Source organism: Streptomyces durocortorensis, assembly GCF_031760065.1.
Lineage (GTDB): Bacteria > Actinomycetota > Actinomycetes > Streptomycetales > Streptomycetaceae > Streptomyces.
Genome location: NZ_CP134500.1, coordinates 666745 through 692642 on the forward strand (window position 1 = coordinate 666745; position 25898 = coordinate 692642).

Genomic DNA, 25898 nt, shown 5'->3' on the forward strand with positions numbered 1-25898 from the left:
GCGTCCCCGCCCCCGTACGACCGACGTGCTCAGCCCGCGAGGCCTTGGACCTGGACCGCCCACGGCAGCGCGACCAGGACCGTCTTTCCGCCCTCGGCGGTCGGGGTGACCTGGAGGCGGCCACCGCACTCCTTGGCCAGCGCCCGGATGATGACCATGCCGCGGCCGTTGTCCTGCCGTACGGCGGCGGGCAGCCGCTGGGGCCAGCGGGGGTGACTGTCCGTCACGCCGAGGCGCAGTTCCTCGTCGCGTTCGAGGCGCAGGTCCACGGTGAAGGTGGGCGACTGGCCGAACGTGTGCTGGACGGCGTTGGTCGCCAGCTCCGAGATGATCAGCCGGACGGTGTCGGCGAACTCGGTGTCATCGGGCAGACCCCAGTCGGCGAGGGTGCTGGCGACATATCTGCGGGCCGAGGAGACCGAGGCCGGATCGCTCGGCAGAGTGACGGTTGCTTCCTGATGGTCTGCCATGGCGACGCCGTCCCTTTCCCGCCCCGGTCGGCCGTGGCCGCCCGGGATTGTGCTTCGCGCCAGATTGCCACTGATGAAGCTCTCTGTAACGGTGTTCGGCCAGGATATGCAGATATCTGTCGCTCGAAGCGGTGAATTCGGGACCCGTACGGCGTGGCCGGGCACCGCGGCGCTGCGCGGGTCAGCCGACCGGGGCGAAGGCCTCCTGGGGAGCGGTGGCGGCGATCGTGGCCACCGCGGCTGTGATCTGCTCCTCCGTCAGGTCGGCCCGGGCGGTGAGCCGCAGCCGGGAGATGCCGTCCGGGACCGACGGCGGGCGGAAGCAGCCCACGGCGATTCCGGCCGTGCGGCAGTCGGCCGCCCAGCGCACCGCCGCGTCCGCCGACGGCGCCCGTACGGAGACGACGGCCGCGTCGGGGCGGGCGGCGGTCAGCCCTGCGGCGGTGAGCCTCGCGTGCAGGGCCGTCGCGACGCCCCTGGCGCTGGCCGCGCGGTCGGGCTCCCGGCGCAGCACCCCGAGGGCGCCGAGCGCGCCGCCCGCCGCCGCCGGTGCGAGGCCGGTGTCGAAGATGAACGTCCGGGCGGTGTTGACCAGGTGCTCCACGACCCGGGCCGGTCCGAGGACCGCGCCGCCCTGGCTGCCCAGGGACTTGGAGAGGGTGAGCGTGGCGACGACTCCCTCATCGCCCGCCAGGTCCACGGCGGCGAGCGCGCCTCGGCCGCCTTCGCCGAGGACGCCGAGGCCGTGGGCGTCATCCACGATCAGGGCGGCGTTCGCGGAGCGGCACACGTCGGCGAGTCCGGGCAGCGGGGCGGCGTCGCCGTCGACGGAGAAGACCGAGTCGGTGACGACGAGCGCCCGGCCCTCGTGCCCGCGGAGCGTCTTGGCGACGGCGTCCGGGTCGGCGTGCGGGGCGACGGCGGTCTCGGCACGGGAGAGGCGGCAGCCGTCCACGATGGAAGCGTGGTTGCCCGCGTCGGACACGATGAGCGAGCCGCGCCCGGACAGCGCGGTCAGCGCGGCGAGGTTGGCGGCATACCCGGAGGAGAGCACGAGGGCGGCCTCGAAACCGCAGAAGGCGGCGAGCTCCCGTTCGAGTTCGGCGTGCAGCTCGGTGGAGCCGGTCACCAGCCGGGACCCCGTCGCGCCCGCGCCCCAGCGGCGGGCGGCACCGGCCGCGGCGGCGGTGACCTCCGGGTGCCGGGTCAGGCCGAGGTAGTCGTTGCTCGCGAGGTCCAGCAGCTCCGGCTCGGCACCGCGTGGACGCAGGGTCCGTACGAGTCCGGCGTCGGCCCGGCGGCGGGCCTCGTCGTCGATCCAGTCGAACGGGGCGAAGGGCATGGGAGGTCCCTAGGAGTAGGCGGGCCCTTTGTAGGCAGCCAACAGACCCTAACCGGGTGCGCAGCAGGTCAGGGTGTGGCAATACACACACCCTCGCCGGGCTCTCCTGTCTGGTTCCTCCTTGGCTGGAGGCGGTGCCGTAAGCCAGGATCATCTTCCATGGACCTGCTGAACACGCTGGTGGACAAGGGGCTGCGGCGCGAACTGCCGACCCGCGAAGAAGCGCTCGCCGTACTGGCGACCTCCGACGACGAGCTGCTCGATGTGGTGGCCGCCGCCGGGAAGGTGCGCCGTCAGTGGTTCGGGCGACGCGTCAAGCTGAACTATCTGGTCAATCTGAAGTCGGGGCTCTGTCCCGAGGACTGCTCCTACTGCTCGCAGCGGCTCGGTTCGAAGGCCGGGATCCTCAAGTACACCTGGCTCAAGCCGGACGAGGCGTCCAAGGCCGCGGCCGCCGGGGTCGCGGGGGGAGCCAAGCGGGTCTGTCTGGTGGCGAGCGGCCGCGGCCCCACCGACCGGGACGTGGACCGGGTCACCAAGACCATCGAGGCCATCAAGGACCAGAACGAAGGCATCGAGGTCTGCGCCTGTCTCGGTCTGCTCTCCGACGGACAGGCCGACCGGCTGCGTTCGGCGGGCGCCGACGCGTACAACCACAACCTCAACACGTCCGAGGAGACGTACGGGGCGATCACCACCACCCACACCTACGCCGACCGGGTGGAGACCGTGCAGCAGGCCCAGGCCGCCGGGCTCTCCGCCTGTTCCGGGCTGATCGCGGGGATGGGCGAGAGCGACAAGGACCTGGTCGACGTGGTGTTCGCGCTGCGCGCGCTGGACCCGGACTCGGTGCCGGTGAACTTCCTGATCCCGTTCGAGGGAACCCCGCTCGCCAAGGAGTGGAACCTCACCCCGCAGCGCTGCCTGCGCATTCTGGCGATGGTCCGGTTCGTCTGCCCCGATGTCGAGGTCCGGCTGGCGGGCGGCCGTGAGGTGCATCTGCGCTCGATGCAGCCGCTGGCCCTGCACCTGGTCAACTCGATCTTCCTGGGCGACTATCTGACCAGCGAGGGCCAGGCCGGTCAGACCGACCTGGACATGATCGCGGACGCCGGGTTCGAGGTGGAGGGCGCGGGCACCACGACCCTGCCCCGTCACCGCGCGGACACGCCGGTCGGCGGTTGCGGTACGCCGGCGGAGGCCCCGGGCTGCGGAACGCAGGAGTCCGCCGGGTGCGGTTCGCACGGTGGCGGCGGCTGCGGCCCCTGCGGCGGTCACGGTTCCGAGGCGGCGGCTCCCGTCGCGGCCGCCGAGGGCGAGCCAGTGCCGGCCGAGGTACCGGTCACGCGTACGGACGCGGGCGGCGCGGCGCGGACGGACCTGGTGGCCGTGCGACGGCGCGGTGCGGGGACGGATCTCGCCCCCAATGCTTGAGCCGCACGCCTCCGCGCTCCCCCTGTCCGCCGCACCGAAGCCGTATGCCCCCGATGAGCTGCGGGCGCTGGACCGCGCGCACGTCTGGCACCCGTACGGTCCGATGCCGGGCCGCCAGGAGCCGCTGATCGTGGAGTCGGCCTCCGGGGTACGGCTCCGGCTCGCCGAACCCGTCGAGGGGCAGCGCGAGTTGGTGGACGGCATGTCGTCCTGGTGGTCGGCGGTGCACGGCTACAACCATCCCGTCCTCAACGAGGCCGCGCGCGGCCAGCTGGACCGGATGAGCCATGTGATGTTCGGCGGGCTCACCCATGAGCCCGCCGTCCGGCTGGCCACCCGGCTGGTGGAGATCACCCCCGAGCCGCTCCAGCACGTCTTCCTCGCCGACTCGGGGTCCGTATCGGTCGAGGTCGCCGTCAAGATGTGCCTCCAGTACTGGCGTTCGGCCGGGCGCCCGGCGAAGAGGCGGCTGCTGACCTGGCGCGGCGGCTACCACGGCGACACCTGGCAGCCGATGTCGGTGTGCGACCCGGAGGGCGGGATGCACGAGCTGTGGTCGGGGTCGCTGCCCCGGCAGGTCTTCGCCGACGCCCCGCCGGACGGCTTCGACGCGGAGCCGGACCCCGCCTACGTGGCCCATCTGCGGGAGCTGATCGCGGATCACGCCGACGAACTGGCCGCGGTGATCGTGGAACCCGTGGTGCAGGGGGCCGGCGGGATGCGGTTCCACTCCCCCGCGTATCTGCGGGTGCTGCGGGAGGCGTGCGACGAGCTGGACGTCCTGCTGGTGTTCGACGAGATCGCGACCGGGTTCGGGCGGACGGGCCGGCTGTTCGCCGCCGGACACGCCGGGGTCTCCCCGGATGTCATGTGCGTCGGCAAGGCGCTGACCGGCGGCTATCTGACGATGGCAGCGACGCTGTGCACCTCCCGGGTGGCCGAGGGCATCTCGCGCGGCGAGGTCCCGGTGCTGGCACACGGCCCGACCTTCATGGGCAATCCGCTGGCCGCGTCGATCGCCTCGGCCTCGGTGGACCTGCTGCTCGGGCAGGACTGGGAGAGCGAGGTGGCGCGGATCGGCGCGGCGCTGCGCTCCGGTCTGGCGCCCGCGTCGGACATCCCCGGAGTCGTGGACGTACGCGTCCTGGGGGCGATCGGGGTCGTCCAACTCGACCACGAGGCGGACATGGCGGCGGCGACCCGGGCGGCCGTGCGCGAGGGGGTGTGGCTGCGGCCGTTCCGCGACCTCGTCTACACGATGCCGCCCTACGTCACGGGCGACGAGGACGTACAACGGATCTGCCGGGCCGTGTGCGCCGCGGCGCGGGAGGGCTGACGTGACCATCCTCGTGGTGTCCGGTACGGGCACGGAGATCGGCAAGACCGTGGTGACCGCCGCCGTGGCGGCCGCCGCGCGGGGCCGCCGGGTCGCGGTGCTCAAGCCCGCCCAGACCGGGCTCGCGCCCGGGGAGCCGGGCGACGCGGCCGAGGTGGCGCGGCTGGCGGGCAGTCATGTGACCGCGGTCGAACTGGCCCGGTTCCCCGAGCCCTTGGCCCCGGCCACGGCGGCCCGGCGGGCGGGGCTGGCACCCGTGCGGCCGTACGAGGTCGCCGAGGCGGCGGAGAAGCTGGCCACCGAGCACGATCTGGTGCTGGTGGAGGGCGCGGGCGGGCTGCTCGTACGGTTCGACGACGAGGGCGGCACCCTCGCGGACGCGGCCCGGTCGCTGTCCGCCCCGGTGCTGGTCGTGGCGCCCGCGGGGCTGGGCACGCTGAACGCCACCGCCCTGACCGCGGAGGCCCTGCGGAGCCGGGGGCTGAGCTGCCGGGGCGTGGTGATCGGCAGCATGCCCGAGCAGCCGGACCTGGCCTCCCGGTGCAATGTCGAGGACCTGCCGTTGGCGGCCGGTGCGCCGCTGCTGGGCGCGGTACCGGCCGGCGCGGGCGCGCTGCCGGGAGCCGAGTTCGCCGCGCGGGCGTCGCGCTGGCTGGCTCCGGAGCTCGGCGGGAGCTGGGCCCCGGCCCGGCACTGAGGCTTCCCGCGGGTCCTCCGGGGGCTAAGGGCCGTCCCGTCATCCCTTAGACGGAGGCATTACGGGGAAGAATCCTTGGGGAGCCGTACGTCCACTCCATCCGGAGGTCCGTCATGCAGCTGCGCAGCAGGAAGCTCCCCAGGGATGCCGTGCACCACCCGGTGTTCGCCCGCTTCTACGCACGGATGAGCGTGACCGCCGATCTGAAGGGCGGAGTCGCCGCGTACCGCGAGGAGCTGCTGGCGGGGCTCTCCGGCCGGGTCATCGAGATCGGTGCGGGGAACGGGCTGAACTTCGCCCACTACCCGGGCGCGGTGTCGGAGGTCGTGGCGCTGGAGCCGGAGCGTTCGCTGCGGCAGCTCGCCGTCCGCGCCGCGCTGCGCGCCGAGGTGCCGGTGGATGTGGTGCCGGGTGCGGCGGAGGCGCTTCCGGTGAAGAGCGAGGGTTTCGACGCGGCCGTGGCGTCGCTGGTCCTGTGCACCGTACGGGACCTGCCCCGGGCACTCCGCGAGATCAAGCGGGTGCTGCGCCCCGGAGGCGAACTGCGGTTCTTCGAGCACGGTCTGGCGCCGGGCCGGGCGCTGGCGACGGCCCAGCGCGCCGCGGACCGCACCGTGTGGCCCCTGCTCTTCGGCGGCTGTCACACGGCCCGGGACCCGCTGGCCGCGATCGAGGAGGCGGGGTTCGAGCTGGGGGCGTTCCGCAGGCTGCGGATTCCGGAGAAGGGCCTCCAGGTCCCCTCCTCCCCCTGCGTCCTGGGCGTGGCGCGCAAGCCGTTCACGCCGGAGTGACCGGTCCCGTACCCCATACCGCCGTCACAGGCTCATGCGCTCCACTGGCGCAGCTCCTCCGCGATGGCCCGCACGTCCGCCTTGCCCTGCTTCACCAGCAGCGCCAGATCGCGGACCTGCTCGGGCGAGGTGACGACCTTGAGCCCGGAGGCGATGAGATAGCCGTACGCGACGGCCGAGGCGAACATCGCGTTGGAGTGTTCGAGGGCGGGCACATGCAGCAGGAGTTGCAGCAGGGCGGCCGCCCGCACATGCGGGTCGCTGTAGACGGGGCTGCCGAAGATCTCCGCCTCGTGCCGCGCCACGGCGGCGACGAGGGCGCCCCAGTCCACGACCTGAGGGTCTCCGGGCGTCTTGTGCTCGGCCACCATGAGCAGCCAGGAAAGGTCGATCCGCAGGTTCAACGGGTGCCTTCGCGCTCCGGGCCGAACTCCTCGGCGAACACCGCTTCGTACTGCTTCATGAAGTCGGCGGCGGCCTCGACGAAGGTGTGTCCCACCTCGCCCGTGTCCTGCTGGACGAGTTCTTCTATGTAGCGGTTCACACTCATCCCCCTTTGCAGCGCGCGCTGTCGCGCGGCCTCGGCGGTGGCCTCTTCCACTCGAACGTTCAGCTGAGTCTTGGGCACGCGACCACGCTAGCGCGGTCGCGCTAGCACCGGCAAGGGGAAGGGCCGCGGGGCGAAGGGGCCCGTTCGCCGGACAGCGGTGCCCCTTCTTGGCGGGGTGGATGGCCCGCGCACACACCTCACCCCGGAGGAGTTCCATGACCAGGGCGTTCCGCTTCGGCGTCAATCTGATGCCCGCACCGACGGGGGCCGGTGACGAGCGCGCTGCCGGCGGGCGGAGCAGCTCGGTTACGACGTGATCCTGGTCCCGGACCATCCGGACACGCCCGAGCCGGCGGGAAGCCGAGGAGCCGTGGGGCGGCCGACGGGAGCGGGAGGCGGGCGCGGGTCGGCCGCATCGTGGAATCCGATCGACGCCGGGACGCGGCCAATGGTGGGATGACCGCCATGAACGATCTTTCGATACGGTCCGCGACCGCGGCCGACCTGGACGAGGTCCTCGCGTTCTGGAAGACGGCGGCCGAGGGCACCAGCATCAGTGACGACAGCGACGGGGTCGCCCGCCTGGTGGCACGGGATGCGGACGCGCTGATCCTCGCCGAGGTGGACGGGGTGCTGGTGGGCACGGTGATCGCGGGCTTCGACGGCTGGCGCTGCCATCTCTACCGGCTCGCGGTCCACCCCGGCCGGCGCCGCAGGGGCGTCGGCAGCGCCCTTCTCGCAGCGGCGGAGGAACGGTTCACCGCTCTGGGGGGTCGGCGCGCCGACGCCATGGTGCTCGACCGCAACGCCTCGGCCCACCACGCCTGGCGCGCCGGGGGCTACGGGCCCGAGCCGCAGTGGAGCCGCTGGGTGAAGCACCTGTCGGGCTGACACGAGGGCCCTCCCGCGCGCGGTCCACGCCACGCCGCACGCGCGGACGGACGCCCTCGCCTCGCCCCGGACGATCACTCCCATCACGCCGACGCCGCGCGATCCGCCGGTCTCTGCCTGATCATGGGACGGAGGTGAGCCGATGACCGAAGTGCTTCTGCTGTTCGTCGCTCTGCTGCTCTGTGTCGCCTGCGGTGCCTTCGTCGCGGCGGAGTTCTCCCTGACCACGGTGGAGCGGAGCGAGCTCGAACGGGCTGTCGAGCGGGGTGACCGGGGTGCGGCGAGCGCGCTGAAGGCCGTCCGCACTCTGACCTTTCAGCTCTCGGGCGCCCAGCTCGGCATCACCGTCACCAATCTGGTGATCGGCATGCTCGCCGAACCGTCGATCGCGAAGCTCATCCGCGGTCCGGTCGAGGCCGCGGGGCTGCCTCCGGCGGCCGCGTCCACACTGGCGCTCGTCATCGGCACCGCGCTGTCCACGGTGGTGCTGATGGTCATCGGCGAGCTGGTCCCGAAGAACTGGGCGATCTCCTCGCCGCTGGCCGTGGCCAAGGCGGTGGCCACACCGCAACGGGCGTTCACCGCCGTGTTCCGGCCCTTCATCAGCCACCTCAACAACACGGCCAACCGCATCGTGCGCCGCGCCGGCCTGGAGCCAACCGAGGAACTGGCCTCGGCCCGCAGCCCGCAGGAGCTCGTCGCCCTGGCCCGGCACTCCGCGAAGCAGGGGGCGCTGGAGGCGGACACCGCCGAGCTCTTCGTCCGCACCCTGAACCTGTCCGAGCTGACGGCGGAGAACGTGATGACACCGCGGGTCCAGGTCACCGCGCTGGACCTGCACGCCACGGCCGAGGACGTGGCCAACGCCACCCGGGCCACCGGCCTTTCCCGCTTCCCCGTCTACCGGGGCAGCCTGGACACCGTGGTCGGCGTGGCCCTCATCAAGGACGTCCTGGCGATCCCCGCCGACGAGCGGCCCCGCACCCGCGTATCGGAGCTGCTGCGTGAACCCCTGCTCGTACCGGAGACGCTGACCGTGGACCGGCTGCTGGACCGGCTGTCCGGAAAGCTCGCCATGGCCGTGGTGATCGACGAATACGGCGGGACGGCGGGCGTCGCGACGCTGGAGGACATCGTGGAGGAGGTCGTCGGCGAGGTCCGCGACGAACACGATCCGCACGAGACGCCCGACCTCGCGGCCGCCGGGGAGGACGCCGACGGCCGCACACTGTGGTCGGCCGACGGAGCCGCCCGCACCGATCAGCTCCGCACGATCGGACTGCGGGTGCCGGACGGGCCCTACGAGACCCTGGCCGGGCTGATCGCAGCCGAGCTCGGACGGATTCCCACGGTGGACGACACGCTGGAACTGGCGGGGTGGCGGATCGACGTGGTGGACGCCTCGGGCCGCCGGGCCGCACGGGCCCTGCTGCACGCGCCCCTGCCCGGGTCCGAGAGCCGGACGGAGGGTGCACGGTGATCGCGCTTCAGCTCTTCATCGGTGTGCTGATGGTGGTGGTCAACGCCTTCTTCGTGGGCGCCGAGTTCGCCCTGATCTCCGTACGCCGCAGCCAGATCGAGCCGGAGGCCGAAGCCGGCAACCGCAGGGCCCGCAGCGTCATCTGGGGCCTGGAGCACGTCTCCGCGCTGCTGGCCGCGGCGCAGCTCGGGATCACGCTCAGCACCCTGGTGCTGGGCATCGTGGCCGAGCCCGCCATCGCCCATCTGCTGGAACCGCTCTTCGACGCGGTGGGCGTGCCGCACGGTCTCGTCCACCCGCTGTCGTTCGTCATCGCGCTGAGCGTGGCGACCTATCTGCACATGCTGCTCGGCGAGATGGTGCCGAAGAACATCGCGCTGGCCGAACCCGCCCGCAGCGCTCTGCTGCTCGGCCCGCCGCTGGTCGCGATGGCCCGCGCCCTGCGCCCGGTGATCTTCACGGTCAACGCCTTCGCCAACGCCCTGCTCAAGCTCCTGCGGGTGGAGACGAAGGACGAGGTCTCGGCGACGTTCTCGGACGACGAGCTGGCCCGGATGGTGCAGGACGCGGGGAACGCCGGGCTGGTCGACGACCGTTCGGCCCAGCGGCTGCACCACGCGCTCGAACTGGGCCGCCGACCGGTACGCGATGTGGTCATGCCGGTCGACCGGGTGCTCTACGCCAGGGTCGGCACCACTCCGGAGGAGCTGGAGCGGCTCTCCTCCGAGTCCGGGTTCTCCCGCTTCCCCGTGATGGGCAGCGAGCAGCGCATCCTCGGCTACCTCCATGTGAAGGACGCCCTGGACGCCACGCCTCGCGACGTGCCCTTCCCGGTGACGGCGCTGCGGCCGATCGCCCGGGTCCGGGCCGCGACCCCGCTGGACGACGTGCTCACCGCGCTGCGGCGCAGCCGGACCCACCTGGCGGTCGTCCTGGACGAGGACGGCCGGCTGGCCGGCCTGGTCACGATGGAGGATGTGCTCCGCGAACTCGTCGGCAGAGCGCAGTCGCGCTAGGATCGCCGGGCCATGGAACTGAATGCCTCCTACACCAGTCTCGTCGCGGTCGGCGACTCGTTCACCGAGGGCATGTCCGACCTGCTGCCGGACGGCACCTACCGGGGCTGGGCCGATGTGCTCGCCTCCCGGCTGGCCGTCCGGTCCCCGGGGTTCCGGTACGCCAACCTCGCCGTACGCGGCAAGCTCATCGGCCAGATCGTGGACGAGCAGGTGAAGGCGGCGACCGCGCTCCAGGGGGATGTCGTCACGCTCGTGGGCGGGCTCAACGACACACTGCGGCCGAAGTGCGACATGGGCAGGGTCAAGGGACTGCTGGAGGAAGCCGTCGAGCGCCTGGCCCCGTCCTGCAAACACCTGGTGCTGATGCGCAGCCCCGGGCGCAACGGGCCCGTGCTGGAGCGTTTCCGTCCCCGTATGGAGGAGCTGTTCGCCCTGATCGACGGCCTGGCCGACCGGCACGGCGCCTCGGTGGTCGACCTCTACGGCGCACCCTCGCTCAGCGACCCCCGTGCGTGGGACGTGGACCGGCTGCACCTCACCGCCGACGGCCACCGGCGGGTAGCCGAGGCCGTGTGGCAGACGCTGGGGCTGCCGGCCGAGCTCGACTGGCGGGCCCCGGCCCCCGCGACCGCGCCGCCGCGCTGGGCGGCCCGGCGCACCGAGGACATCCGCTTCACCCGCCGGCATCTGGCCCCCTGGATCGGACGGCGGCTCACCGGCCGGTCCTCCGGTGACGGCCGGTCGGGCGCCCAGTTCGACGCGGCCACGGGCACCGCCTTCTGGGTCACCCCCGCGAACGCGGAGAACCCCGGCCCGGTGACGGGATGGCGCCGGGCCGACTCCGCCTGACCCTCCGGGCCGCGCCGTCGGGGCGGACGTTCGGGCAGGCGTTCGGGCGGGTCTTCGGGGCAGGCTCCGGGGGAGGCTTTCGGGCGGGTCTCCGGGGCGGGCTTTCGTAGCAAGCCACAAACCGGACCGCGGCGCTGGCCTGCACAAACCACCAGTAGAATCCGTTTACGTGACTGCTGTGTCTGCGAAGCCTCGCATCCCCAATGTCCTGGCCGGCCGCTACGCCTCCACGGAGCTGGCCGTCCTCTGGTCCCCCGAGCAGAAGGTGAAGCTGGAGCGTCAGCTGTGGCTGGCGGTGCTGCGCGCTCAGAAGGACCTCGGGATCGAGGTGCCGGATGCCGCGCTGGCCGATTACGAGCGTGTGCTCGACCAGGTCGACCTGGCGTCGATCGCCGAGCGCGAGAAGATCACCCGGCACGACGTGAAGGCCCGGATCGAGGAGTTCAACGCTCTCGCGGGTCATGAGCAGGTCCACAAGGGCATGACCTCCCGGGACCTGACGGAGAACGTCGAGCAGCTGCAGATCCGCCTCTCGCTGGAGCTGATGCGCGACCGCACCGTGGCGGTGCTGGCCCGGCTCGGCAAGCTCTCCGCGGAGTACCGCGAGCTCGTCATCGCCGGTCGCTCGCACAACGTCGCAGCCCAGGCGACGACGCTCGGCAAGCGTTTCGCGACCGCGGCCGACGAGCTGCTGGTGGCCTACGGCCGGCTGGAGGACCTGCTCTCCCGCTACCCGCTGCGCGGGATCAAGGGCCCGGTCGGCACGGCGCAGGACATGCTGGACCTGCTGGGCGGTGACGCGGACAAGCTCGCCGACCTGGAGCGGCGCGTCGCCGGGCACCTCGGCTTCGCCGAGGCCTTCACCTCGGTCGGCCAGGTCTACCCCCGTTCCCTCGACTACGACGTGGTGACCGCTCTGGTGCAGCTCGCCGCGGCGCCTTCGTCGGTGGCGAAGACCATCCGGCTGATGGCGGGCCACGAGCTGGTGACCGAGGGCTTCAAGCCCGGGCAGGTCGGCTCGTCCGCGATGCCACACAAGATGAACACGCGCTCCTGCGAGCGGGTGAACGGTCTGATGGTGATCCTGCGCGGCTATGCCTCGATGACGGGCGAGCTGGCGGGCGACCAGTGGAACGAGGGCGATGTGTCCTGTTCCGTGGTCCGCCGGGTGGCCCTCCCGGACGCCTTCTTCGCCTTCGACGGTCTGCTGGAGACCTTCCTCACGGTGCTGGACGAGTTCGGTGCGTTCCCCGCGGTCGTGGCGCGCGAGCTGGACCGCTACCTCCCGTTCCTGGCGACCACCAAGGTCCTCATGGGCGCTGTGCGGGCCGGAGTGGGCCGCGAGGTGGCCCACGAGGCGATCAAGGAGAACGCGGTCGCCTCCGCCCTCGCGATGCGCGAGCAGGGCGCCGAGCGCAACGAACTGCTCGACAAGCTCGCCGCCGACGAGCGCATCCCGCTGGACCGTGCCGAGCTGGACGCCCTGATGGCCGACAAGCTCTCGTTCACGGGTGCGGCGGGCGACCAGGTGACGGCGCTGGTGTCCCGCATCGAGGAGATCGCCAAGCAGCACCCCGAGGCCGCGGCCTACACCCCCGGCTCGATCCTCTGACCGGGACCGCCCGAACCGTATGACCCCCGAGGAACTCCGCGCCGCCCGCGACCGCATCGTGCCCGATGTGGTCGCGGGCGGTCTGCGCCTGCTGTTCTGCGGCATCAACCCGAGCCTCATGACCGCGGCGACGGGCCATCACTTCGCCCACCCCGGCAACCGGTTCTGGCCGGTCCTCCACCGCTCGGGCTTCACGCCCCGACAACTGCTGCCGTCCGAGCAGTCCGAACTCCTGGGCCTCGGGCTCGGGATCACCAACGTGGTCGCGAGAGCCACCGCCCGGGCCGACGAGCTCGGCGCGGAGGAGTTCCGGGAGGGCGGGGCGGCCCTGGCGAAGAAGGTCGAGCGCCTCGAACCGGCGTGGCTCGCCGTCGTCGGCATCACCGCCTACCGCACAGCCTTCAGGGAACCGCGAGCCCGCATCGGCCCCCAGGACCGCACCGTCGGCGGCGCCCGGGTGTGGGTCCTCCCCAACCCCAGCGGTCTCAACGCCCACTGGACGGTTCAGACCATGGCCGAGGAGTACGCCCGCCTCCACGAGGCCGAGCGAACCTCGTAGCAGCCGAGCGGCCCCGGGCGCGTCGGGCCCCGGGACTCGGACTCGGACCAGGGTGCGGTGGCGGGGCGCGTCAGGGAGGATCGATCACGGTCACCAGGACCGTCAGCTCGCAGCCGGGGCCGCCCTCCTCCAGCACCAGCCCCACCGCGACCCACCGGCCGGCGTTCCTCCAGAGCCGCAGATAGTCGCACCCGGCGACCGGCTCCACCCAGGGCTCGGGGATCACCTCGCCCGCCGTCATCCGCTCCTGCGCACTCCACACACTCACCAACTGCGGTTCGCCCCACCGTGATGCCAGCAGGGTGAGCAGTGCGTCGTGCTCGGCCAGGCACTGCGCCCGGTGCTCCGCACGAACGGACTCCTCATCGCCCCAGGGTTCCTCATCGGTGTGCAGGAATACCGTGTGGTAGCCGGGTCCGCTGACTCCCGAGACCGACGGGGTGCGCTCCGCGGGGAACTCCCGGGTGCACATCCCGTCGATGAGGCGGAGATGGTGTGCGGTCGTCATGGCGTCAGTAAACCGCTTCGCACTGACAATCACTTAACCTGCCCCCGGGTGCCGGTCCGGATGCGTCGCTCCCGGGTGACGCGGGTTGCGGCTCGGTACCGGCCTTCCGTCCTGTTCGCAGGGCCTGCGGCCAGCGAGTACGATCCGGCAGAACATGCGCACGAGCTGGAAGGACACACCGTGAGCCGGCTGACCGGTGGAGACCCGTCGCTGCTGCGGCGGATCAATTCCGCGGTGGTGCTGCACGCCCTGCGGGGGGCCGGTGCACCGACGCTGACGGACCTGACGCGGAGCACGGGTCTGTCCCGGCCGACGGTCGAAGGAGTCGTCGAGGGGCTGATCGAGGTCGGTCTCGTGGCCGAGGCACTGCCCGACGAGAGCGAGGCCCGGCGCCAGGGGCGGCCCGCGCGGAGGTTCCGCTTCCGCACCGAGGCGGGCCATCTCCTCGGTATCGAGATCGGGCCGCACCGGGTTTCGGTGCTGATCTCGGGGCTCGACGGGCGGGTCATCGGCGCGAGCTCCCGCTCGGTGTCGGAAACCGCCTCCGCCGACGACCGCCTCGACCAGGTCAGGGCGGTTGTCGCGGATGTGCTGCGGCGGACCGGCGTGGCCCGGAACAGCCTGCGTGCGGTCGGTGTGGGCAGCCCCGGGATCGTGGAGGCCGACGGGACCGTGCGGCTGGGTACGGCGTTGCCGGACTGGACGGGCCTCGCGCTCGGGGATCGGCTGCGCCGTTCGTTCCGCTGCCCCGTTCTCGTGGAGAACGACGCCAACGCCGCCGCGGTCGCCGAGCATTGGAAGGGTGCGGCTACCGAGTCCGACGACATCGTCTTCGTACTGGCGGGGCTGAGCCCCGGAGCGGGGTCCCTGATCGGCGGGCGGTTGCACCGGGGGTTCGGCGGGGCGGCCGGGGAGATCGGCGCTCTGCACCTGCTGGGCAGGGAGGTGACGCCGGAGCATCTGCTGTCCACGACGGACACACCGCTGGACCCGCTGGACGAGCGGGCGGTGGCGGTGGTGTTCGCCAAGGCCCGGGAGGGCGATGCGGGAGCTCAGGCGGCCGTCGAAAGGTTCCTTCAGCGGCTGGTGCACGATGTGGCGGCGCTGGTGCTGGCGCTCGATCCGGAGCTGGTCGTGGTCGGAGGCTGGGCGGCCGGGCTGGACGGGGTGCTGGACCCCCTGCGCGAGGAGCTGGCCCGCTACTGCCTGCGTCCGCCACGGGTGACTCTGTCGCTGCTCGGCGAGGCCGTGGTCGCGACGGGCGCGCTCCGGATCGCCCTGGACCACGTCGAGGAGCAGCTCTTCGCCGTGGAGGGCGCGGCTACGGGCCGCCGCTGAGCGCGGGACGGGGACGCGTGGGGGCGCTCCGGCCGGGCCTTCGCCGGTGTCGTGCCCGGGGCGTGTACGGCGCAGCCCGCTGATTCCGGAAGGGTGGGGGGCATCCGGAGGCAGCGGGCGCGGCAGCGGGCTGTCGTGACCTGGTGGGCCGGGCGTCATGGGGCTGGTGCGTCAGGCGGCCTGCACCTGGCGAGACCCGGCGTGCCGGGAGGGCGGACGCCTCACGAAGCCCGGCGCGGGTCAGCCCGGCTGGGGCTGACGTTTCGTGAGGCCCCGCGCCTCACGAGGCCTGGCGGTCCTGCTCTTCCTCGCTGATCTCCAGCGCCCCGGAGTCCCCGAAGGTGAGACGGCAGGTGTCCGCCCGGTAGGTGGCGACGGAGACGGCCGCCGTGCCGTCCGCGGTGAAGTAGCGGGTGGTGACGACCAGGACGGGTGCGCCGGGGAGCCGGTCGAGCTCCTTGGCGTCGTCCGCGCGCGCCGACCCGAGCTCGACGGAACGGTCCTGGCCCTCCAGACCGAGCCGGTGCAGCTCGCGCAGCACGCTGCGGGCGCGGACGGCTCCGGCCGGGGCGTCGATGGCGGACAGTTCGGGCACCGAGGAGGCGGGGATGTAGAGGAGCTCCGCCGCGACCGCCTGACCGTGGGTGGCACGGATGCGGCGCACCACGTGCACGGGCTCGGTGGAGTCCGTGCCCAGCATGGCGGCGACCGCCGCGGGGGCCCTGTCCATGGTGCAGTCGACCGGCTGCCAGGCCTCGCCGCCGACGCCGCCCGTCCATTCGCGGCGGCCAGTGGAGACGGCGACACCCACGCGCGGCGGGGCGACGGTCGTCCCGACGCCACGGCGGCGCTGGAGTCGGCCTTCGAGTTCGAGCTGTTCCAGGGCCTGCCGGAGCGTGGCGCGTGCGACACCGAACCGCGCCGCGAGGTCCCGCTCGTTGGGCAGGATCTCCCCCACCGCGAAGTCCGAGTCGAGTGCCTCACTGAGCACGGTCTTGAGGTGCCAGTACTTCGGCTCCTGTACCGATTCCAGCTGCGTGGTCCCCACCCTGTCCTCCGCAATCGCCCAGCGGATTTTCCGCGACGTTATTTATTAAAGGTTCCTGTCTTAAGTGGAGACCCTAGGGCGGTACACCCCCTTGGTCAAGACCAATCCTTATTCCGTGGCTGAACGAAACGGAACTCTGGCGCGGAGCGTTCACACGACGTTCGCGGCGCAGTGAGGCGCGCGCAGCGCAAAGCCCCGCCATCCTGCCGATGACGGGGCTCCGACCAGGCTCGCGGCGAACCCGCGGGGCGGGTGCCCCCGGGCGTCCGATGTCGTTTCCGGCCATTCGACGGACAGCGTGGAGAGCTTGTCCGGATTGCGAGTGATATAGGCGCATTGAATAGCACCTTCGCTGACATCGACCTGACACACCGTGTCGAGCTCTCCGCCGATGAGGAAAGCGGCAGCGGGTCCGCCGTTGATCTCCACGATGCGGATCTCGACGCCCGGACCCAGGTCCTGAGCGGCCGCGAGCAGGAACCGTCCGACCTTGCCGGCCGTCTCGATGATCCGCCTCGGTGCCTTCGCCCTGCCACCGCCGTCGCTGACGAGGCGGGCACCCGGGGCCAGCAGGGCGAGGAGCTGTTCGATACCGCCGCCGGACGCGGCGGCGAGGAGCCGCTCGGTGAGGTCGCGCCGCTCGGCCGGGTCGCCGTCGTATCGCGGTCTGCGCTCCCCCACACGCCCGCCGCCGCGCCGATTGCTGACCGGTGGGAATCGCCCGGCCCCTTGAACTGCAAGCTACTCAACGGTAATTGTTGTTGACGAGATGTCTATCCCCTCCGAGATGTCGACTCCAGCGCAGGGAGCAGCATGACCACCACGGTCTCCTTCACCGCCGACACGGCCAACGGCCCGCGTCGGGTATCGGTCGCCTACGAACGAACCGGCTCCGGCGAGCCGTTGCTGCTGCTCCACGGCATCGGCCACCACCTCCAGGCCTGGGATCCGGTGACGCGAATCCTGGCTGCCGAGCGGGAGGTCATCGCCGTGGACCTCCCCGGGTTCGGCACCTCGCCCGCCCTGCCGGACGGAGTCCCGTACGATCTCGCGACCGTCGGACCGGTCCTCGCGGCGCTCTGCGCCGAACTCGGACTGGACCGCCCCCATGTGGCCGGGAACTCCCTCGGGGGCCTGCTCGCGCTGGAGTTGGGGCGCACGGACCTGGTCCGCTCGGTGACCGCGCTGGCCCCGGCGGGATTCTGGACCGAGGCGGAGCGGCGTTACGCCTTCGGAACGCTGCGGGCGATGCGGCGCAGTGCGCTCGCGATGCCGGTGTCGTTGATCGAGCGGCTCTCGCGGAGCGCGGCCGGTCGCACGGCCCTGACCAGCACCATCTACGCCCGGCCTGCGCGGCGTTCACCGGAAGCCGTCGTCGCCGAGACGCTCGCCCTGCGGGGAGCGACCGGGTTTCACCAGACGCTGGAGGTCGGTCGGGGCACCTTCTTCGGCGATGATGTGAAGGGCATCCCCGTCACCGTCGCCTGGGGCACCCGGGACCGGATCCTGCTTCGCAGGCAGGGGGTCCGTGCCAAGCGGGTGATCCCCGACGCCCGGCTCGTCCGGCTGCCCGGCTGCGGACACGTCCCGATGAACGACGACCCCGCCCTGGTCGCGCGCGTCATCCTGGACACCAGCCGCTGAGCGGGCCCGCCGGGGCGTCGGCGGCCGCCCGGTGCGCGGAGTTCCGGCGGCCGTGCGATGCCCGATGACGCCGGACCCGTAGGCCACACCCGCGCCGACCAGGAGGCTACCCGCGCCCTGCGCGAGGCCGTACGTACCGGCTCCCACCAGAGGTGCGGTCAGTACGGCGGACACGGGGATCAGCCCGGAGAAGAGCGTGGCGCGTTCGGCTCCGATCGCGAACGTTCTCCGGGCGCGCCTGACGCTCCGGTGGACTTCCGGCCGGGCACCCCCGGTCTCCCGCTCTTCCCGCACAGCGCCCCGGCCGGGCACCCCCGACCGCTCGCTCTTCCCGCGCAGCGCGTGGAGTGCCGCCCAGCGGGCGGTGTTCGGCCGCCTGCCGCACCGGGCCCTCGGCTACCCCGACCCACGAGGGCTGCCGGAGCTGCGCGAGCCACTGGCCGCCCTGTCGACCCGGCGGCGCGGAGTGGTGACAGACCCGGGACGGCTGGTGGTCTGCTCAGGGGTGGCCCAGGCGACGAGCCTCCTGGGCTTCGTGCTCCGGGAGGCCGGGGCGGCCCCGGTCGGCGTGGAGGGCCCGGGCAGCCCGGAACACACCTCCCTGTTCGCGGCGACCGGCCTGGAGGCCGTCCGGCTGCCGCTCGATGACGAAGGGCTCGCCCTGACGCCCTTGCTGTGCTCCGGCGTGCGCGCAGTGGAGACCACGCCCGCGCACCTGTTCCCCACCGGAATCGGGTAGTTCACCCGGGGTTGGGGCCCCGGCCTCCGCCGGGCAGTAGGCATGGACGGAGACCGGCGCCGGTCCCGGGGCAGGCCTCGGCCTCCCGGGGGCGTGGTGCACCGCCCGTCCACCTTCCTGGAGGCGCTCCGATGCCCTACCGCCCGCGTATCCCCTCGCCCGGCCGCCGCGCCGTCCTGCGCGGCTCGCTGCTCGCCCCGGCAGCGGTGGCCCTCTCCCCCGTGACCGCGACCGCGACCCCGGCGGCCGCGCCCGCGCTGACCCTGGCGGGGCGGCCCGAGGCGTCCTGGGGCGTGCAGGTGGGAAGCGTCACGGCTTCGTCGGCGCTGGTCTGGGTACGGTCGGATCGGCCCGCCCGGATGCTGGTGGAGACCTCGGCCACCGCCTCGTTCCGGCGGCCCCGCCGGTGGCACGGGCCGCTGATCGGCCCCGGAACGGACCACACCGGAACGACGCCCCTCCGCGGCCTGCCCGCGGGCGAGCAGGTCCACTACCGCGTCACGCTCACCGACCCGGATGATCCGCGCCGTACCGGCCGCCCGGTGTACGGAACCTTCCGTACCGCTCCGTGCCGGCGCCGGGACGGCGTGCGCTTCCTGTGGTCCGGCGACATCGCGGGGCAGGGCTGGGGCATCAATCCGGACATCGGCGGCTACCGGGCGTACGAGGAGATGCGCCGCCTGGACCCGGACTTCTTCCTGTGCAGCGGCGACAGCATCTACGCGGACGGGCCGCTGGAGGCGAGCGTCAGACTGCCGGACGGGCGGGTCTGGCGCAACGTCATGACCGAGGAGAAGGCGAAGGTCGCCGAGACCCTGGACGAGTACCGGGGCAACTTCCGCTACAACCTGCTCGATACGAACGTCCGCCGCTTCAACGCCCAAGTGCCCTCCATCGTGCAGTGGGACGACCACGAGGTGCGCAACAACTGGTATCCCGGCCAGATCCTCGACGACTCCCGTTACACCGAGAAGAACGTCGACATCCTCGCGGCGCGTTCCGTGCGGGCCTTCCACGAGTACGTCCCGCTGTCGCCCTCGTACGGTTCGGCGCGGCCGTCCCGCATGTACCGGGTCGTCCACCACGGGCCGCTGCTGGACGTGTTCGTCCTCGACATGCGTTCGTACCGCAACGCCAACTCCCCGAACCGGCAGGCCGACGACACGACCGGCATCCTCGGCGCCGAGCAGCTGCGGTGGCTGAAACGCTCGCTCGCCGCGTCCCGGGCGGTGTGGAAGGTGATCGCCGCCGACATGCCACTCGGCCTGGTCGTCCCGGACGGCTCGGCGAACTTCGAAGCGGTGGCGCAGGGCGACCCGGGCGCGCCGCTCGGGCGTGAGCTCCAGATCGCCGAGCTGCTGCGGTTCATCAAGCACCGCGGGGTCACCGGCACGCTGTGGCTGACGGCGGACGTGCACTACACCTCGGCCCAGCACTACGCGCCGGAGCGAGCGGCGTTCAAGGACTTCGCCCCGTTCTGGGAGTTCGTGTCGGGCCCGCTGGCCGCGGGCGGCTTCCCGGCCAACAAGCTGGACGGCACGTTCGGACCCGACCGGGTCTTCGTGCGGGCCCCGGACCGCGCCAATGTGTCGCCGATGGAGTCCCCGCAGTATTTCGGCGAGGTCGAGATCGACGGCGACAGCGCGGATCTGACGGTGCGCCTGCGGGCGGAGGGCGGGGCCGTGCTGTTCACCAGGGTGCTCCGGCCCGGCCGCGTCGGGCAGTAGCGGCCGGGGGCGGCTTCGCCGTCCCCGACTCCCCCGTGCCCGGGAGTGCTGCCACTGGGCCCCGAGCAAACGATGTCAAGTACGTCAAATATGACCCCCAGAATTTGACTGAAAGGCGACGATAGGCAACCAGATCCACACTTAACCCATCAGTCACAAGGCGTTCGTGATCAGGCAACACCCTTCCTTCACAGTGAGGGTATGACTGATGTGACATCCGCGAAGAGCGCCCGCCGTCCGCACCACTGGCGACGGGACCTGATCGAGCTGGCCGCCCTGTTCACGGCCGTGGCCGTGGCAGACGCGATCGCCAATCTGATCGGGCACCAGCCCGACGGTCCCTATCTGCTCCTGGCCTCCGCGGTTGCGCTGGTGGCCACCGCGGCGTTCCACACCTGGTGGGCACGGAAGCACAGTCACGCTCCCCCATCAGCCGGTGGAGAGGCCGATACGGATACCGACGCCGGTGCGAGGACGGAGGCGGGCGGAGTCTCCGGCGCCGAGGAGACCGTGCTGTGGCGGATGCGGACGACGGTCCGCGACGCCCCCGGGAGTCTGGCCGCGCTGTGCGTGGCTCTCGCCCGGCTCCGGGTCGACATCCTCACGTTGCAGACCCACCCGCTCGCCGACGGGACGGTCGACGAGTTCCTGCTGCGGGCGCCCGCCGCGCTCCAGGCGCAGCAGCTGACCGGGCAGATCTCCGCCGCGGGCGGCTCCTCCACCTGGATCGAGCGGGCGGACGCCCACGATCTGGTCGACACCCCGACGCGGGTGCTGTCGCTGGCCACGCGGACGGCGCTCGACGCGGCCGAGCTTCCCCTCGCGCTGCGCCAGCTGCTGGGCCGGTGCACCATCCACTCGCTGCCCGCCGTCTCCGTCACCGGCCGTCCGACCGGGGAGAGCGCCCCGGTCGAAGGCGTGCTGGAGGAGACGGTCATGCGTCTGCGGGACCCGTCGGGCGGGGTCATCTCCGTGGAGCGGCCCTATCTGCCGTTCACACCGACCGAGTTCGCCAGGGCCCGGGCCCTGGTCGAGCTCGACGCCCGCCTCGGCCCCCGGGTGCCGCGCAGCGAGGACATCCTCACGCTGCCCGAGGGCAACGAGATCACCGTGCGGCGCGCGGACCGCGGCGATCTCGCCGCAGCCCGCGCCATGCACGACCGCTGCTCCCAGCACACCCTGGGGCTGCGCTACCACGGTCCCGTCGGGGACGCGGACCGCTATCTGGACCATCTACTGAGCCCTCGCTTCGGGCGCACCCTGGCCGTGCAGACCGCCTCCGGAAAGCTGGTGGCGCTGGGCCACCTCCTGTGGGACGGGGACGAGACCGAGGTCGCCCTCCTCGTCGAGGACGACTGGCAGCGCCGGGGCATCGGCTCCGAGCTGCTGCGCCGGCTGGTGGCCCTCGCCGACGAGGCGGGCTGCGACAGCGTCTACGCCGTGACGCAGGCCCGCAACACCGGCATGGTGGCGGCGATGCGCGCGCTTGAGCTGCCCCTCGACTATCAGATCGAGGAGGGCACGCTCGTCATCACCGCCCGGCTGAGGAGTGAACGGCTCACGCGGGAGCAGCTCACGAGTGAGCCAGGGACGGGTGAGCAGCGGGCGAGTGGGCAGGCCGCTCCGCCGACGGCCGCTCCGGCTGAACGGACCCGTCACTGAGGGCCTGGCACAGGTCCGCCCACAGGTCCTCGACGTCCTCCAGGCCGACCGACATCCGCAGCAGCCGGTCTCCGACGCCCGACGCCCGCCGGTCTCCCTCGTCCACGATGCGGTGGCTGATGGAGGCCGGGTGCTGGATCAGCGAGTCCACACTGCCGAGGCTGACGGCAGGGGTGATGAGCCGCACCCCGGCGATCACCCGGTGCGGGTCCCCGTACACCTCGAAGGAGACCATCGCGCCACCGATCTCCGGGTAGTGCACCCGGGCGATCCGCGGGTCGGCGGTGAGCCGGCGGACGAGTTCGGCAGCGCTGGCCGAGGCGGCCCGTACCCGTACGGGAAGGGTGGAGAGGCCGCGCAGCAGCAGGTATCCGGCCAGCGGGTGCAGCACACCGCCGGTGGCGAACCGCACCTGGCGCAGCGTGGCGGCGAACTCCTCGTCGCAGGCGACGACGCCGCCCATGACGTCCCCGTGTCCGCCGAGGTACTTGGTGGCGCTGTGCAGGACGATCCGCGCGCCGTGTTCGACGGGGCGCTGGAGGACGGGGGTGGCGAAGGTGTTGTCGACGAGCAGCGGTACGGAACCGCAGGCCTGGGCGACGGCCTGGATGTCGATCTCGGCCAGCGTCGGGTTGGCGGGCGTCTCGACCATCACCAGACCGGTGTCCGGGCGGATCGCGTCGGCTATGCCCGCCGGGTCGGTCCAGGTCACCTCGGTGCCCAGCAGTCCGGCGCCGAGGAGGTGGTCGCTGCAACCGTAGAGCGGGCGGACGGCGACGACATGGCGCAGCCCCAGGCTCGCCCGGGCGAGCAGTACCGCGGTGAGGGCGGCCATGCCGCTGGCGAAGGCGACCGCGCTCTCGGTGCCCTCCAGCCGGGCGAGCGCCGTCTCGAAACGGCCGGTGGTGGGGTTGTCCAGCCGGGCGTAGACCGGGGGCCCGTCGGGGCGTGCGCCGGTGGTGGCGAAGGCGTCGATCCGTTCGGCCTCGGCCCGCGAGTCATAGGAGGGGTAGGTGGTGGACAGGTCGAGCGGCGGGGCGTGCAGGCCGAGGGAGGCGAGGTCGTCGCGTCCGGCGTGCACGGCTTCGGTGGCGAGAGCCCTGGAAGGGGTGGCGGCAGGGGGCGTCATCGAGACTTCGTTCTCCATGCGCGTCACTCTGAACAGTTACCGGTTCGTAGCGGTATATCCCCGTGCTACGTTCGCCACATGGCCGATTCAGTCGCTCTTGATCCGGTGGATCTGCAGATTCTGCGGCTCCTGCAGAACGATGCGCGGACGACGTACCGGGAGCTCGCCGCCGAGGTGGGCGTGGCCGCCTCGACCTGCCTGGACCGGGTGGCCCGGCTGCGCCGTGCCGGGGTGATCCTCGGCGACCAGCTGCGGCTGGACCCGGCGAAGCTGGGCCGGGGGCTTCAGGCGCTGCTCCTGGTGCAGGTCAGGCCGCACCGCCGGGAGCTGATCGGACCGTTCGTCGACCGTGTCCGGGCCCTGCCGGAGTCGCGCGCGCTGTTCCATCTCACCGGCCCCGACGACTATCTCGTGCAGGTGGCGGTGGCCGACACGGCGGATCTGCAACGGCTGGTGCTGGACGAGTTCACCTCGCGCCGGGAAGTGGCCCGGGTGGAGACGCGGCTGGTCTTCCAGCAGTGGGACTGCGGGCCGCTTCTGCCGCCCCGGCAGGCTCCCGAGGCGTGATCGTCTTTCGGACGTCCCGTATTGAATGGTGGTGACGGGGGGCGTGCCGCCGTACGAGGATGTCCGCATGTCAGACACTTCGAGCAGCGCGCTGCCCCGTCAGGTCGCCGACGCCTACGTCGACGCGATCATCGAACTCGACCCCATCACCGGCACCTACCTGGGCGTGCCCGAGAGCTCGCACCGCCTGCCCGACTTCTCACCGGCCGGTCAGGCCGCGGTCGCCGACCTCATCCGGAAGACGCTGCGGGACCTGCACGCCGCGGAGCAGCGGCCCGGCGCGGACAGTGACGCCGAGCGGCGCTGCGGACGCCTGCTGCGGGAGCGCCTGACGGCGGAGCTCGCCGTTCACGAGGCCGAGGAGGGGCTGCGGACCGTCTCCAACCTGCACTCGCCCGCGCACAGCATCACCGAGGTCTTCACGATCACACCGACCGGGACGGACGAGGACTGGGCGGCGGTCGCGGAGCGGCTGCGCGCCGTGCCCGCCGCGCAGGAGGGGTACCGCGCCTCGCTCGCGCTGGGTCTGGAACGCAAGCTGTACGGCGGGCCGCGCGCGACCGCGACGTTCATCGGGCAGCTGACGGAGTGGGGCGGCGAGAGCGACAGCCCCGCGTTCTTCGAGGACTTCGTCGCCTCGGCTCCCGACGCCCTGCGGGCGGAGCTCGACGAGGCGGCCCGGCTCGCGACGGCCTCCGTGCTCTCGCTGCGGGACTGGATGCGCGATGTGTACGCCCCGGCGATCGAGGGGGCGCCGGACACGGTCGGCCGGGAGCGGTACGCGCGCTGGTCGCGGCTGTACAACGGCACCGACCTGGATCTCGACGAGGCCTACGCGTACGGCTGGTCCGAGTACCACCGGCTGCTCGCCGAGATGAAGACCGAGGCCGAGAAGGTGCTTCCCGGGGCCGGTCCCTGGGAGGCGCTCGCCCACCTCGACGTGCACGGCAAGCACATCGAGGGCGTGGACGAGGTCCGTGACTGGCTCCAGGAGCTGATGGACGAGGCGATCGAGGCGCTTGACGGCACCCACTTCGACCTCGCCGAGCGGGTCCGGAAGGTGGAGTCCCACATCGCCCCGCCCGGCGGGGCCGCCGCGCCCTACTACACCGGTCCGTCCGAGGACTTCTCGCGCCCCGGACGCACCTGGCTGCCCACCATGGGCGAGACCCGCTTCCCGGTGTACGACCTGGTCTCGACCTGGTACCACGAGGGCGTTCCCGGCCACCACCTCCAGATCGCCCAGTGGACGCACGTCGCCGACAGCCTCTCGCGCTACCAGGCGTCGGTCGGCCAGGTCAGCGCGAACGCCGAAGGCTGGGCGCTGTACGCGGAGCGGCTCATGGACGAGCTGGGCTTCCTGCCCGATCCGGAGCGGCGGCTCGGCTATCTGGACGCCCAGATGATGCGTGCCTGCCGGGTCATCGTCGACATCGGCATGCACCTGGAGCTGAAGATTCCGGCGGACTCCCCCTTCCACCCGGGCGAGCGCTGGACGCCCGGCCTGGCGCAGGAGTTCTTCGGCAACCACAGTGGGCGTCCCGCCGACTTCGTGGAGAGCGAGCTGACCCGCTATCTGTCCATGCCGGGCCAGGCCATCGGCTACAAGCTGGGCGAGCGCGCCTGGCTGCTGGGCCGCGAGAACGCGCGCGCGGCACGCGGCGACGCGTTCGACCTCAAGGCCTGGCACATGGCGGCGCTCTCCCAGGGGTCGCTGGGTCTGGACGATCTGGTGGACGAGCTGTCCCGGCTCTGACCGCACCGGCGGTGCCGACGGCTGTGGCGGGTGGTTGAAGTCGGCGGCGGCCAGGTCAGCGGGGTGCCTGCCGTGGTGGCGGCCGGGGAGCTGTTCGCGGCGCCGGCCGCCGCCGTGCCGCGCCGGAGACCCCGCGGACGGGGCCGCATCGGTGACGCCGGGTCAGCTGTTGCTCTCAGCAGCCGCAGTCGGCGTCGTCGAGCGGTGCGGTGAGCGGGTCGGCGGCGCGGCGCCCGCTTCCCTCCCAGGTCTCGTAGGCGAACCCCTCGCGCGCCCAGTACTCGAAGCCGCCGAGCATCTCCTTGACCTGGTAGCCGAGTTGAGCGAGGGCCAGGGCCGCACGGGTGGCGCCGTTGCAGCCGGGCCCCCAGCAGTACGTGACCACGGGCACGGCCGGGTCGAGCAGCGCCGCCGCCTGCTCGGGGATCAGGGCGGTGGGCAGATGCACCGCCCCGGGAATGTGCCCCTGGTCCCAGGACGCGGTGGAACGGCTGTCCACGACGACGAACCCGGGGTCGCCGTCGGAGGCGAGTGCGGAGGCGACATCGGAGACGTCGGCGTGGAAAGCGAGCGAGGCGGCGAAGTAGGCGGCCGCGGCGGCGGGGGAAGCGGGCGCGACGCGCAGCACGGGATTGTCGGCCGGAGTCGTGGATGCGGGTGCGGGCTGAGAGTTCATGACCATGAATTTACGGTCGCAGGCCGGTGTCCGGAAGTGGGATCTCCCGGCGCTCTTCTTGATCCGCCGGGGAT

The 25898-nt window shown here is 72.4% G+C and carries 24 protein-coding genes and 2 pseudogenes; 17 read left to right on the forward strand and 9 right to left on the reverse strand.

What is annotated here, in order from left to right; all coding sequences use genetic code 11:
• Window positions 1-29: 29 nt before the first annotated feature.
• Together RI138_RS02775 and RI138_RS02780 are read right to left on the reverse strand one after the other, a co-directional pair.
• Window positions 30-470 carry an ATP-binding protein gene (locus RI138_RS02775; RefSeq protein WP_096626731.1) on the reverse strand — a complete coding sequence of 147 codons (441 nt, stop codon included), beginning with the start codon at window positions 468-470 and terminating at the stop codon, window positions 30-32.
• Between the two features lie 181 nt (window positions 471-651).
• Window positions 652-1812, reverse strand: a complete 1161-nt coding sequence (locus RI138_RS02780; RefSeq protein ID WP_311118626.1) for an 8-amino-7-oxononanoate synthase — start codon at window positions 1810-1812, stop codon at window positions 652-654.
• A gap of 159 nt (window positions 1813-1971) precedes the next feature.
• Here RI138_RS02780 and bioB point away from each other — a divergent pair, with 159 nt between their 5' ends.
• The 4 genes from bioB to RI138_RS02800 all read left to right on the forward strand — a co-directional run bounded on the left by bioB (window position 1972) and on the right by RI138_RS02800 (window position 6070).
• The gene (gene bioB, locus RI138_RS02785; protein WP_311118627.1) at window positions 1972-3246 is read left to right on the forward strand and encodes a biotin synthase BioB; all 1275 of its coding nucleotides are present in this window, start codon (window positions 1972-1974) and stop codon (window positions 3244-3246) included.
• Window positions 3239-4582 (forward strand): adenosylmethionine--8-amino-7-oxononanoate transaminase, encoded by a 1344-nt coding sequence (locus RI138_RS02790; RefSeq protein WP_311118628.1) that lies wholly within the window; start codon window positions 3239-3241, stop codon window positions 4580-4582. Before bioB ends, RI138_RS02790 begins: the two co-directional genes overlap by 8 nt.
• 1 nt (window position 4583) lies before the next feature.
• A complete protein-coding gene (gene bioD, locus RI138_RS02795; protein ID WP_311118629.1) occupies window positions 4584-5279 on the forward strand; it encodes a dethiobiotin synthase in 696 nt (231 codons plus the stop codon).
• A gap of 113 nt (window positions 5280-5392) precedes the next feature.
• On the forward strand, window positions 5393-6070 hold the full coding sequence (locus RI138_RS02800) for a class I SAM-dependent methyltransferase (RefSeq protein ID WP_096631340.1): 678 nt from the start codon (window positions 5393-5395) through the stop codon (window positions 6068-6070).
• Between the two features lie 32 nt (window positions 6071-6102).
• On the opposite strand, the gene RI138_RS02805 is transcribed toward RI138_RS02800, so the two are convergent.
• The gene (locus tag RI138_RS02805; RefSeq protein ID WP_096631341.1) at window positions 6103-6474 is read right to left on the reverse strand and encodes a fic family toxin-antitoxin system, toxin component; all 372 of its coding nucleotides are present in this window, start codon (window positions 6472-6474) and stop codon (window positions 6103-6105) included.
• The gene (locus RI138_RS02810; protein ID WP_096631343.1) at window positions 6471-6698 is read right to left on the reverse strand and encodes an antitoxin; all 228 of its coding nucleotides are present in this window, start codon (window positions 6696-6698) and stop codon (window positions 6471-6473) included. Before RI138_RS02810 ends, RI138_RS02805 begins: the two co-directional genes overlap by 4 nt.
• Before the next feature lie 378 nt (window positions 6699-7076).
• On the opposite strand from RI138_RS02810, the gene RI138_RS02820 reads away from it, so the two are divergent.
• The 6 genes from RI138_RS02820 to mug all read left to right on the forward strand — a co-directional run bounded on the left by RI138_RS02820 (window position 7077) and on the right by mug (window position 13030).
• The gene (locus RI138_RS02820) at window positions 7077-7511 is read left to right on the forward strand and encodes a GNAT family N-acetyltransferase (RefSeq protein WP_311118630.1); all 435 of its coding nucleotides are present in this window, start codon (window positions 7077-7079) and stop codon (window positions 7509-7511) included.
• Between the two features lie 142 nt (window positions 7512-7653).
• Window positions 7654-8991 carry a hemolysin family protein gene (locus RI138_RS02825; protein ID WP_096631346.1) on the forward strand — a complete coding sequence of 446 codons (1338 nt, stop codon included), beginning with the start codon at window positions 7654-7656 and terminating at the stop codon, window positions 8989-8991.
• Entirely contained in the window at window positions 8988-10007 is a 1020-nt protein-coding gene (locus RI138_RS02830) for a hemolysin family protein (protein WP_096631348.1), read from the forward strand. Before RI138_RS02825 ends, RI138_RS02830 begins: the two co-directional genes overlap by 4 nt.
• Before the next feature lie 12 nt (window positions 10008-10019).
• On the forward strand, window positions 10020-10859 hold the full coding sequence (locus RI138_RS02835) for an SGNH/GDSL hydrolase family protein (protein ID WP_311118631.1): 840 nt from the start codon (window positions 10020-10022) through the stop codon (window positions 10857-10859).
• 178 nt (window positions 10860-11037) lie between these two features.
• The gene (gene purB / locus RI138_RS02840) at window positions 11038-12471 is read left to right on the forward strand and encodes an adenylosuccinate lyase (RefSeq protein WP_096631352.1); all 1434 of its coding nucleotides are present in this window, start codon (window positions 11038-11040) and stop codon (window positions 12469-12471) included.
• Window positions 12472-12490: 19 nt separating this feature from the next.
• Window positions 12491-13030 carry a G/U mismatch-specific DNA glycosylase gene (mug, locus tag RI138_RS02845; RefSeq protein ID WP_311118632.1) on the forward strand — a complete coding sequence of 180 codons (540 nt, stop codon included), beginning with the start codon at window positions 12491-12493 and terminating at the stop codon, window positions 13028-13030.
• 70 nt (window positions 13031-13100) lie between these two features.
• Here the strand turns inward: mug and RI138_RS02850 are convergent, their stop codons facing one another.
• Window positions 13101-13538 carry a hypothetical protein gene (locus RI138_RS02850; protein WP_311118633.1) on the reverse strand — a complete coding sequence of 146 codons (438 nt, stop codon included), beginning with the start codon at window positions 13536-13538 and terminating at the stop codon, window positions 13101-13103.
• A 180-nt stretch (window positions 13539-13718) separates the two neighbouring features.
• Here RI138_RS02850 and RI138_RS02855 point away from each other — a divergent pair, with 180 nt between their 5' ends.
• A complete protein-coding gene (locus RI138_RS02855; protein ID WP_311118634.1) occupies window positions 13719-14876 on the forward strand; it encodes an ROK family transcriptional regulator in 1158 nt (385 codons plus the stop codon).
• Window positions 14877-15156: 280 nt separating this feature from the next.
• On the opposite strand, the gene RI138_RS02860 is transcribed toward RI138_RS02855, so the two are convergent.
• Together RI138_RS02860 and RI138_RS02865 are read right to left on the reverse strand one after the other, a co-directional pair.
• Window positions 15157-15924 (reverse strand): GntR family transcriptional regulator, encoded by a 768-nt coding sequence (locus RI138_RS02860; protein WP_311118635.1) that lies wholly within the window; start codon window positions 15922-15924, stop codon window positions 15157-15159.
• A gap of 291 nt (window positions 15925-16215) precedes the next feature.
• Window positions 16216-16605, reverse strand: a pseudogene (locus tag RI138_RS02865) (RNA polymerase subunit sigma-24); the annotation flags it as partial.
• A gap of 132 nt (window positions 16606-16737) precedes the next feature.
• Here RI138_RS02865 and RI138_RS02870 point away from each other — a divergent pair.
• The 4 genes and pseudogenes from RI138_RS02870 to RI138_RS02885 all read left to right on the forward strand — a co-directional run bounded on the left by RI138_RS02870 (window position 16738) and on the right by RI138_RS02885 (window position 21696).
• Entirely contained in the window at window positions 16738-17568 is an 831-nt protein-coding gene (locus tag RI138_RS02870) for an alpha/beta fold hydrolase (protein WP_311118636.1), read from the forward strand.
• Window positions 17569-17869: 301 nt separating this feature from the next.
• Window positions 17870-18304 (forward strand): annotated as a pseudogene (locus tag RI138_RS02875) (aminotransferase class I/II-fold pyridoxal phosphate-dependent enzyme); the annotation flags it as partial.
• Window positions 18305-18438: 134 nt separating this feature from the next.
• Window positions 18439-20034 carry an alkaline phosphatase D family protein gene (locus RI138_RS02880; protein ID WP_311118637.1) on the forward strand — a complete coding sequence of 532 codons (1596 nt, stop codon included), beginning with the start codon at window positions 18439-18441 and terminating at the stop codon, window positions 20032-20034.
• 210 nt (window positions 20035-20244) lie between these two features.
• Window positions 20245-21696, forward strand: a complete 1452-nt coding sequence (locus tag RI138_RS02885; protein WP_311122794.1) for a GNAT family N-acetyltransferase — start codon at window positions 20245-20247, stop codon at window positions 21694-21696.
• Here the strand turns inward: RI138_RS02885 and RI138_RS02890 are convergent.
• Entirely contained in the window at window positions 21608-22843 is a 1236-nt protein-coding gene (locus RI138_RS02890) for a trans-sulfuration enzyme family protein (RefSeq protein WP_311118638.1), read from the reverse strand. The two genes, RI138_RS02885 and RI138_RS02890, sit on opposite strands and share 89 nt — an antisense overlap.
• Before the next feature lie 60 nt (window positions 22844-22903).
• Here RI138_RS02890 and RI138_RS02895 point away from each other — a divergent pair, with 60 nt between their 5' ends.
• Together RI138_RS02895 and RI138_RS02900 are read left to right on the forward strand one after the other, a co-directional pair.
• The gene (locus RI138_RS02895; protein WP_311118639.1) at window positions 22904-23392 is read left to right on the forward strand and encodes an Lrp/AsnC family transcriptional regulator; all 489 of its coding nucleotides are present in this window, start codon (window positions 22904-22906) and stop codon (window positions 23390-23392) included.
• 67 nt (window positions 23393-23459) lie between these two features.
• Entirely contained in the window at window positions 23460-25148 is a 1689-nt protein-coding gene (locus RI138_RS02900; RefSeq protein ID WP_311118640.1) for a DUF885 domain-containing protein, read from the forward strand.
• Window positions 25149-25323: 175 nt separating this feature from the next.
• On the opposite strand, the gene RI138_RS02905 is transcribed toward RI138_RS02900, so the two are convergent.
• Window positions 25324-25830, reverse strand: coding sequence for a rhodanese-like domain-containing protein (locus RI138_RS02905; protein ID WP_311118641.1), 507 nt, complete (start codon window positions 25828-25830; stop codon window positions 25324-25326).
• Window positions 25831-25898: the final 68 nt, after the last annotated feature.

Bases quoted from the DNA above. Each gene is read 5' to 3' on its own strand.
- RI138_RS02775 (WP_096626731.1), bottom strand. From the start codon at position 470: ATGGCAGACCATCAGGAAGCAACCGTCACTCTGCCGAGCGATCCGGCC.
- RI138_RS02780 (WP_311118626.1), bottom strand. From the start codon at position 1,812: ATGCCCTTCGCCCCGTTCGACTGGATCGACGACGAGGCCCGCCGCCGG.
- bioB (WP_311118627.1), top strand. From the start codon at position 1,972: ATGGACCTGCTGAACACGCTGGTGGACAAGGGGCTGCGGCGCGAACTG.
- RI138_RS02790 (WP_311118628.1), top strand. From the start codon at position 3,239: ATGCTTGAGCCGCACGCCTCCGCGCTCCCCCTGTCCGCCGCACCGAAG.
- RI138_RS02800 (WP_096631340.1), top strand. From the start codon at position 5,393: ATGCAGCTGCGCAGCAGGAAGCTCCCCAGGGATGCCGTGCACCACCCG.
- RI138_RS02820 (WP_311118630.1), top strand. From the start codon at position 7,077: ATGACCGCCATGAACGATCTTTCGATACGGTCCGCGACCGCGGCCGAC.
- RI138_RS02825 (WP_096631346.1), top strand. From the start codon at position 7,654: ATGACCGAAGTGCTTCTGCTGTTCGTCGCTCTGCTGCTCTGTGTCGCC.
- RI138_RS02835 (WP_311118631.1), top strand. From the start codon at position 10,020: ATGGAACTGAATGCCTCCTACACCAGTCTCGTCGCGGTCGGCGACTCG.
- mug (WP_311118632.1), top strand. From the start codon at position 12,491: ATGACCCCCGAGGAACTCCGCGCCGCCCGCGACCGCATCGTGCCCGAT.
- RI138_RS02850 (WP_311118633.1), bottom strand. From the start codon at position 13,538: ATGACGACCGCACACCATCTCCGCCTCATCGACGGGATGTGCACCCGG.
- RI138_RS02870 (WP_311118636.1), top strand. From the start codon at position 16,738: ATGACCACCACGGTCTCCTTCACCGCCGACACGGCCAACGGCCCGCGT.
- RI138_RS02880 (WP_311118637.1), top strand. From the start codon at position 18,439: ATGCCCTACCGCCCGCGTATCCCCTCGCCCGGCCGCCGCGCCGTCCTG.
- RI138_RS02890 (WP_311118638.1), bottom strand. From the start codon at position 22,843: ATGGAGAACGAAGTCTCGATGACGCCCCCTGCCGCCACCCCTTCCAGG.
- RI138_RS02895 (WP_311118639.1), top strand. From the start codon at position 22,904: ATGGCCGATTCAGTCGCTCTTGATCCGGTGGATCTGCAGATTCTGCGG.
- RI138_RS02900 (WP_311118640.1), top strand. From the start codon at position 23,460: ATGTCAGACACTTCGAGCAGCGCGCTGCCCCGTCAGGTCGCCGACGCC.
- RI138_RS02905 (WP_311118641.1), bottom strand. From the start codon at position 25,830: ATGGTCATGAACTCTCAGCCCGCACCCGCATCCACGACTCCGGCCGAC.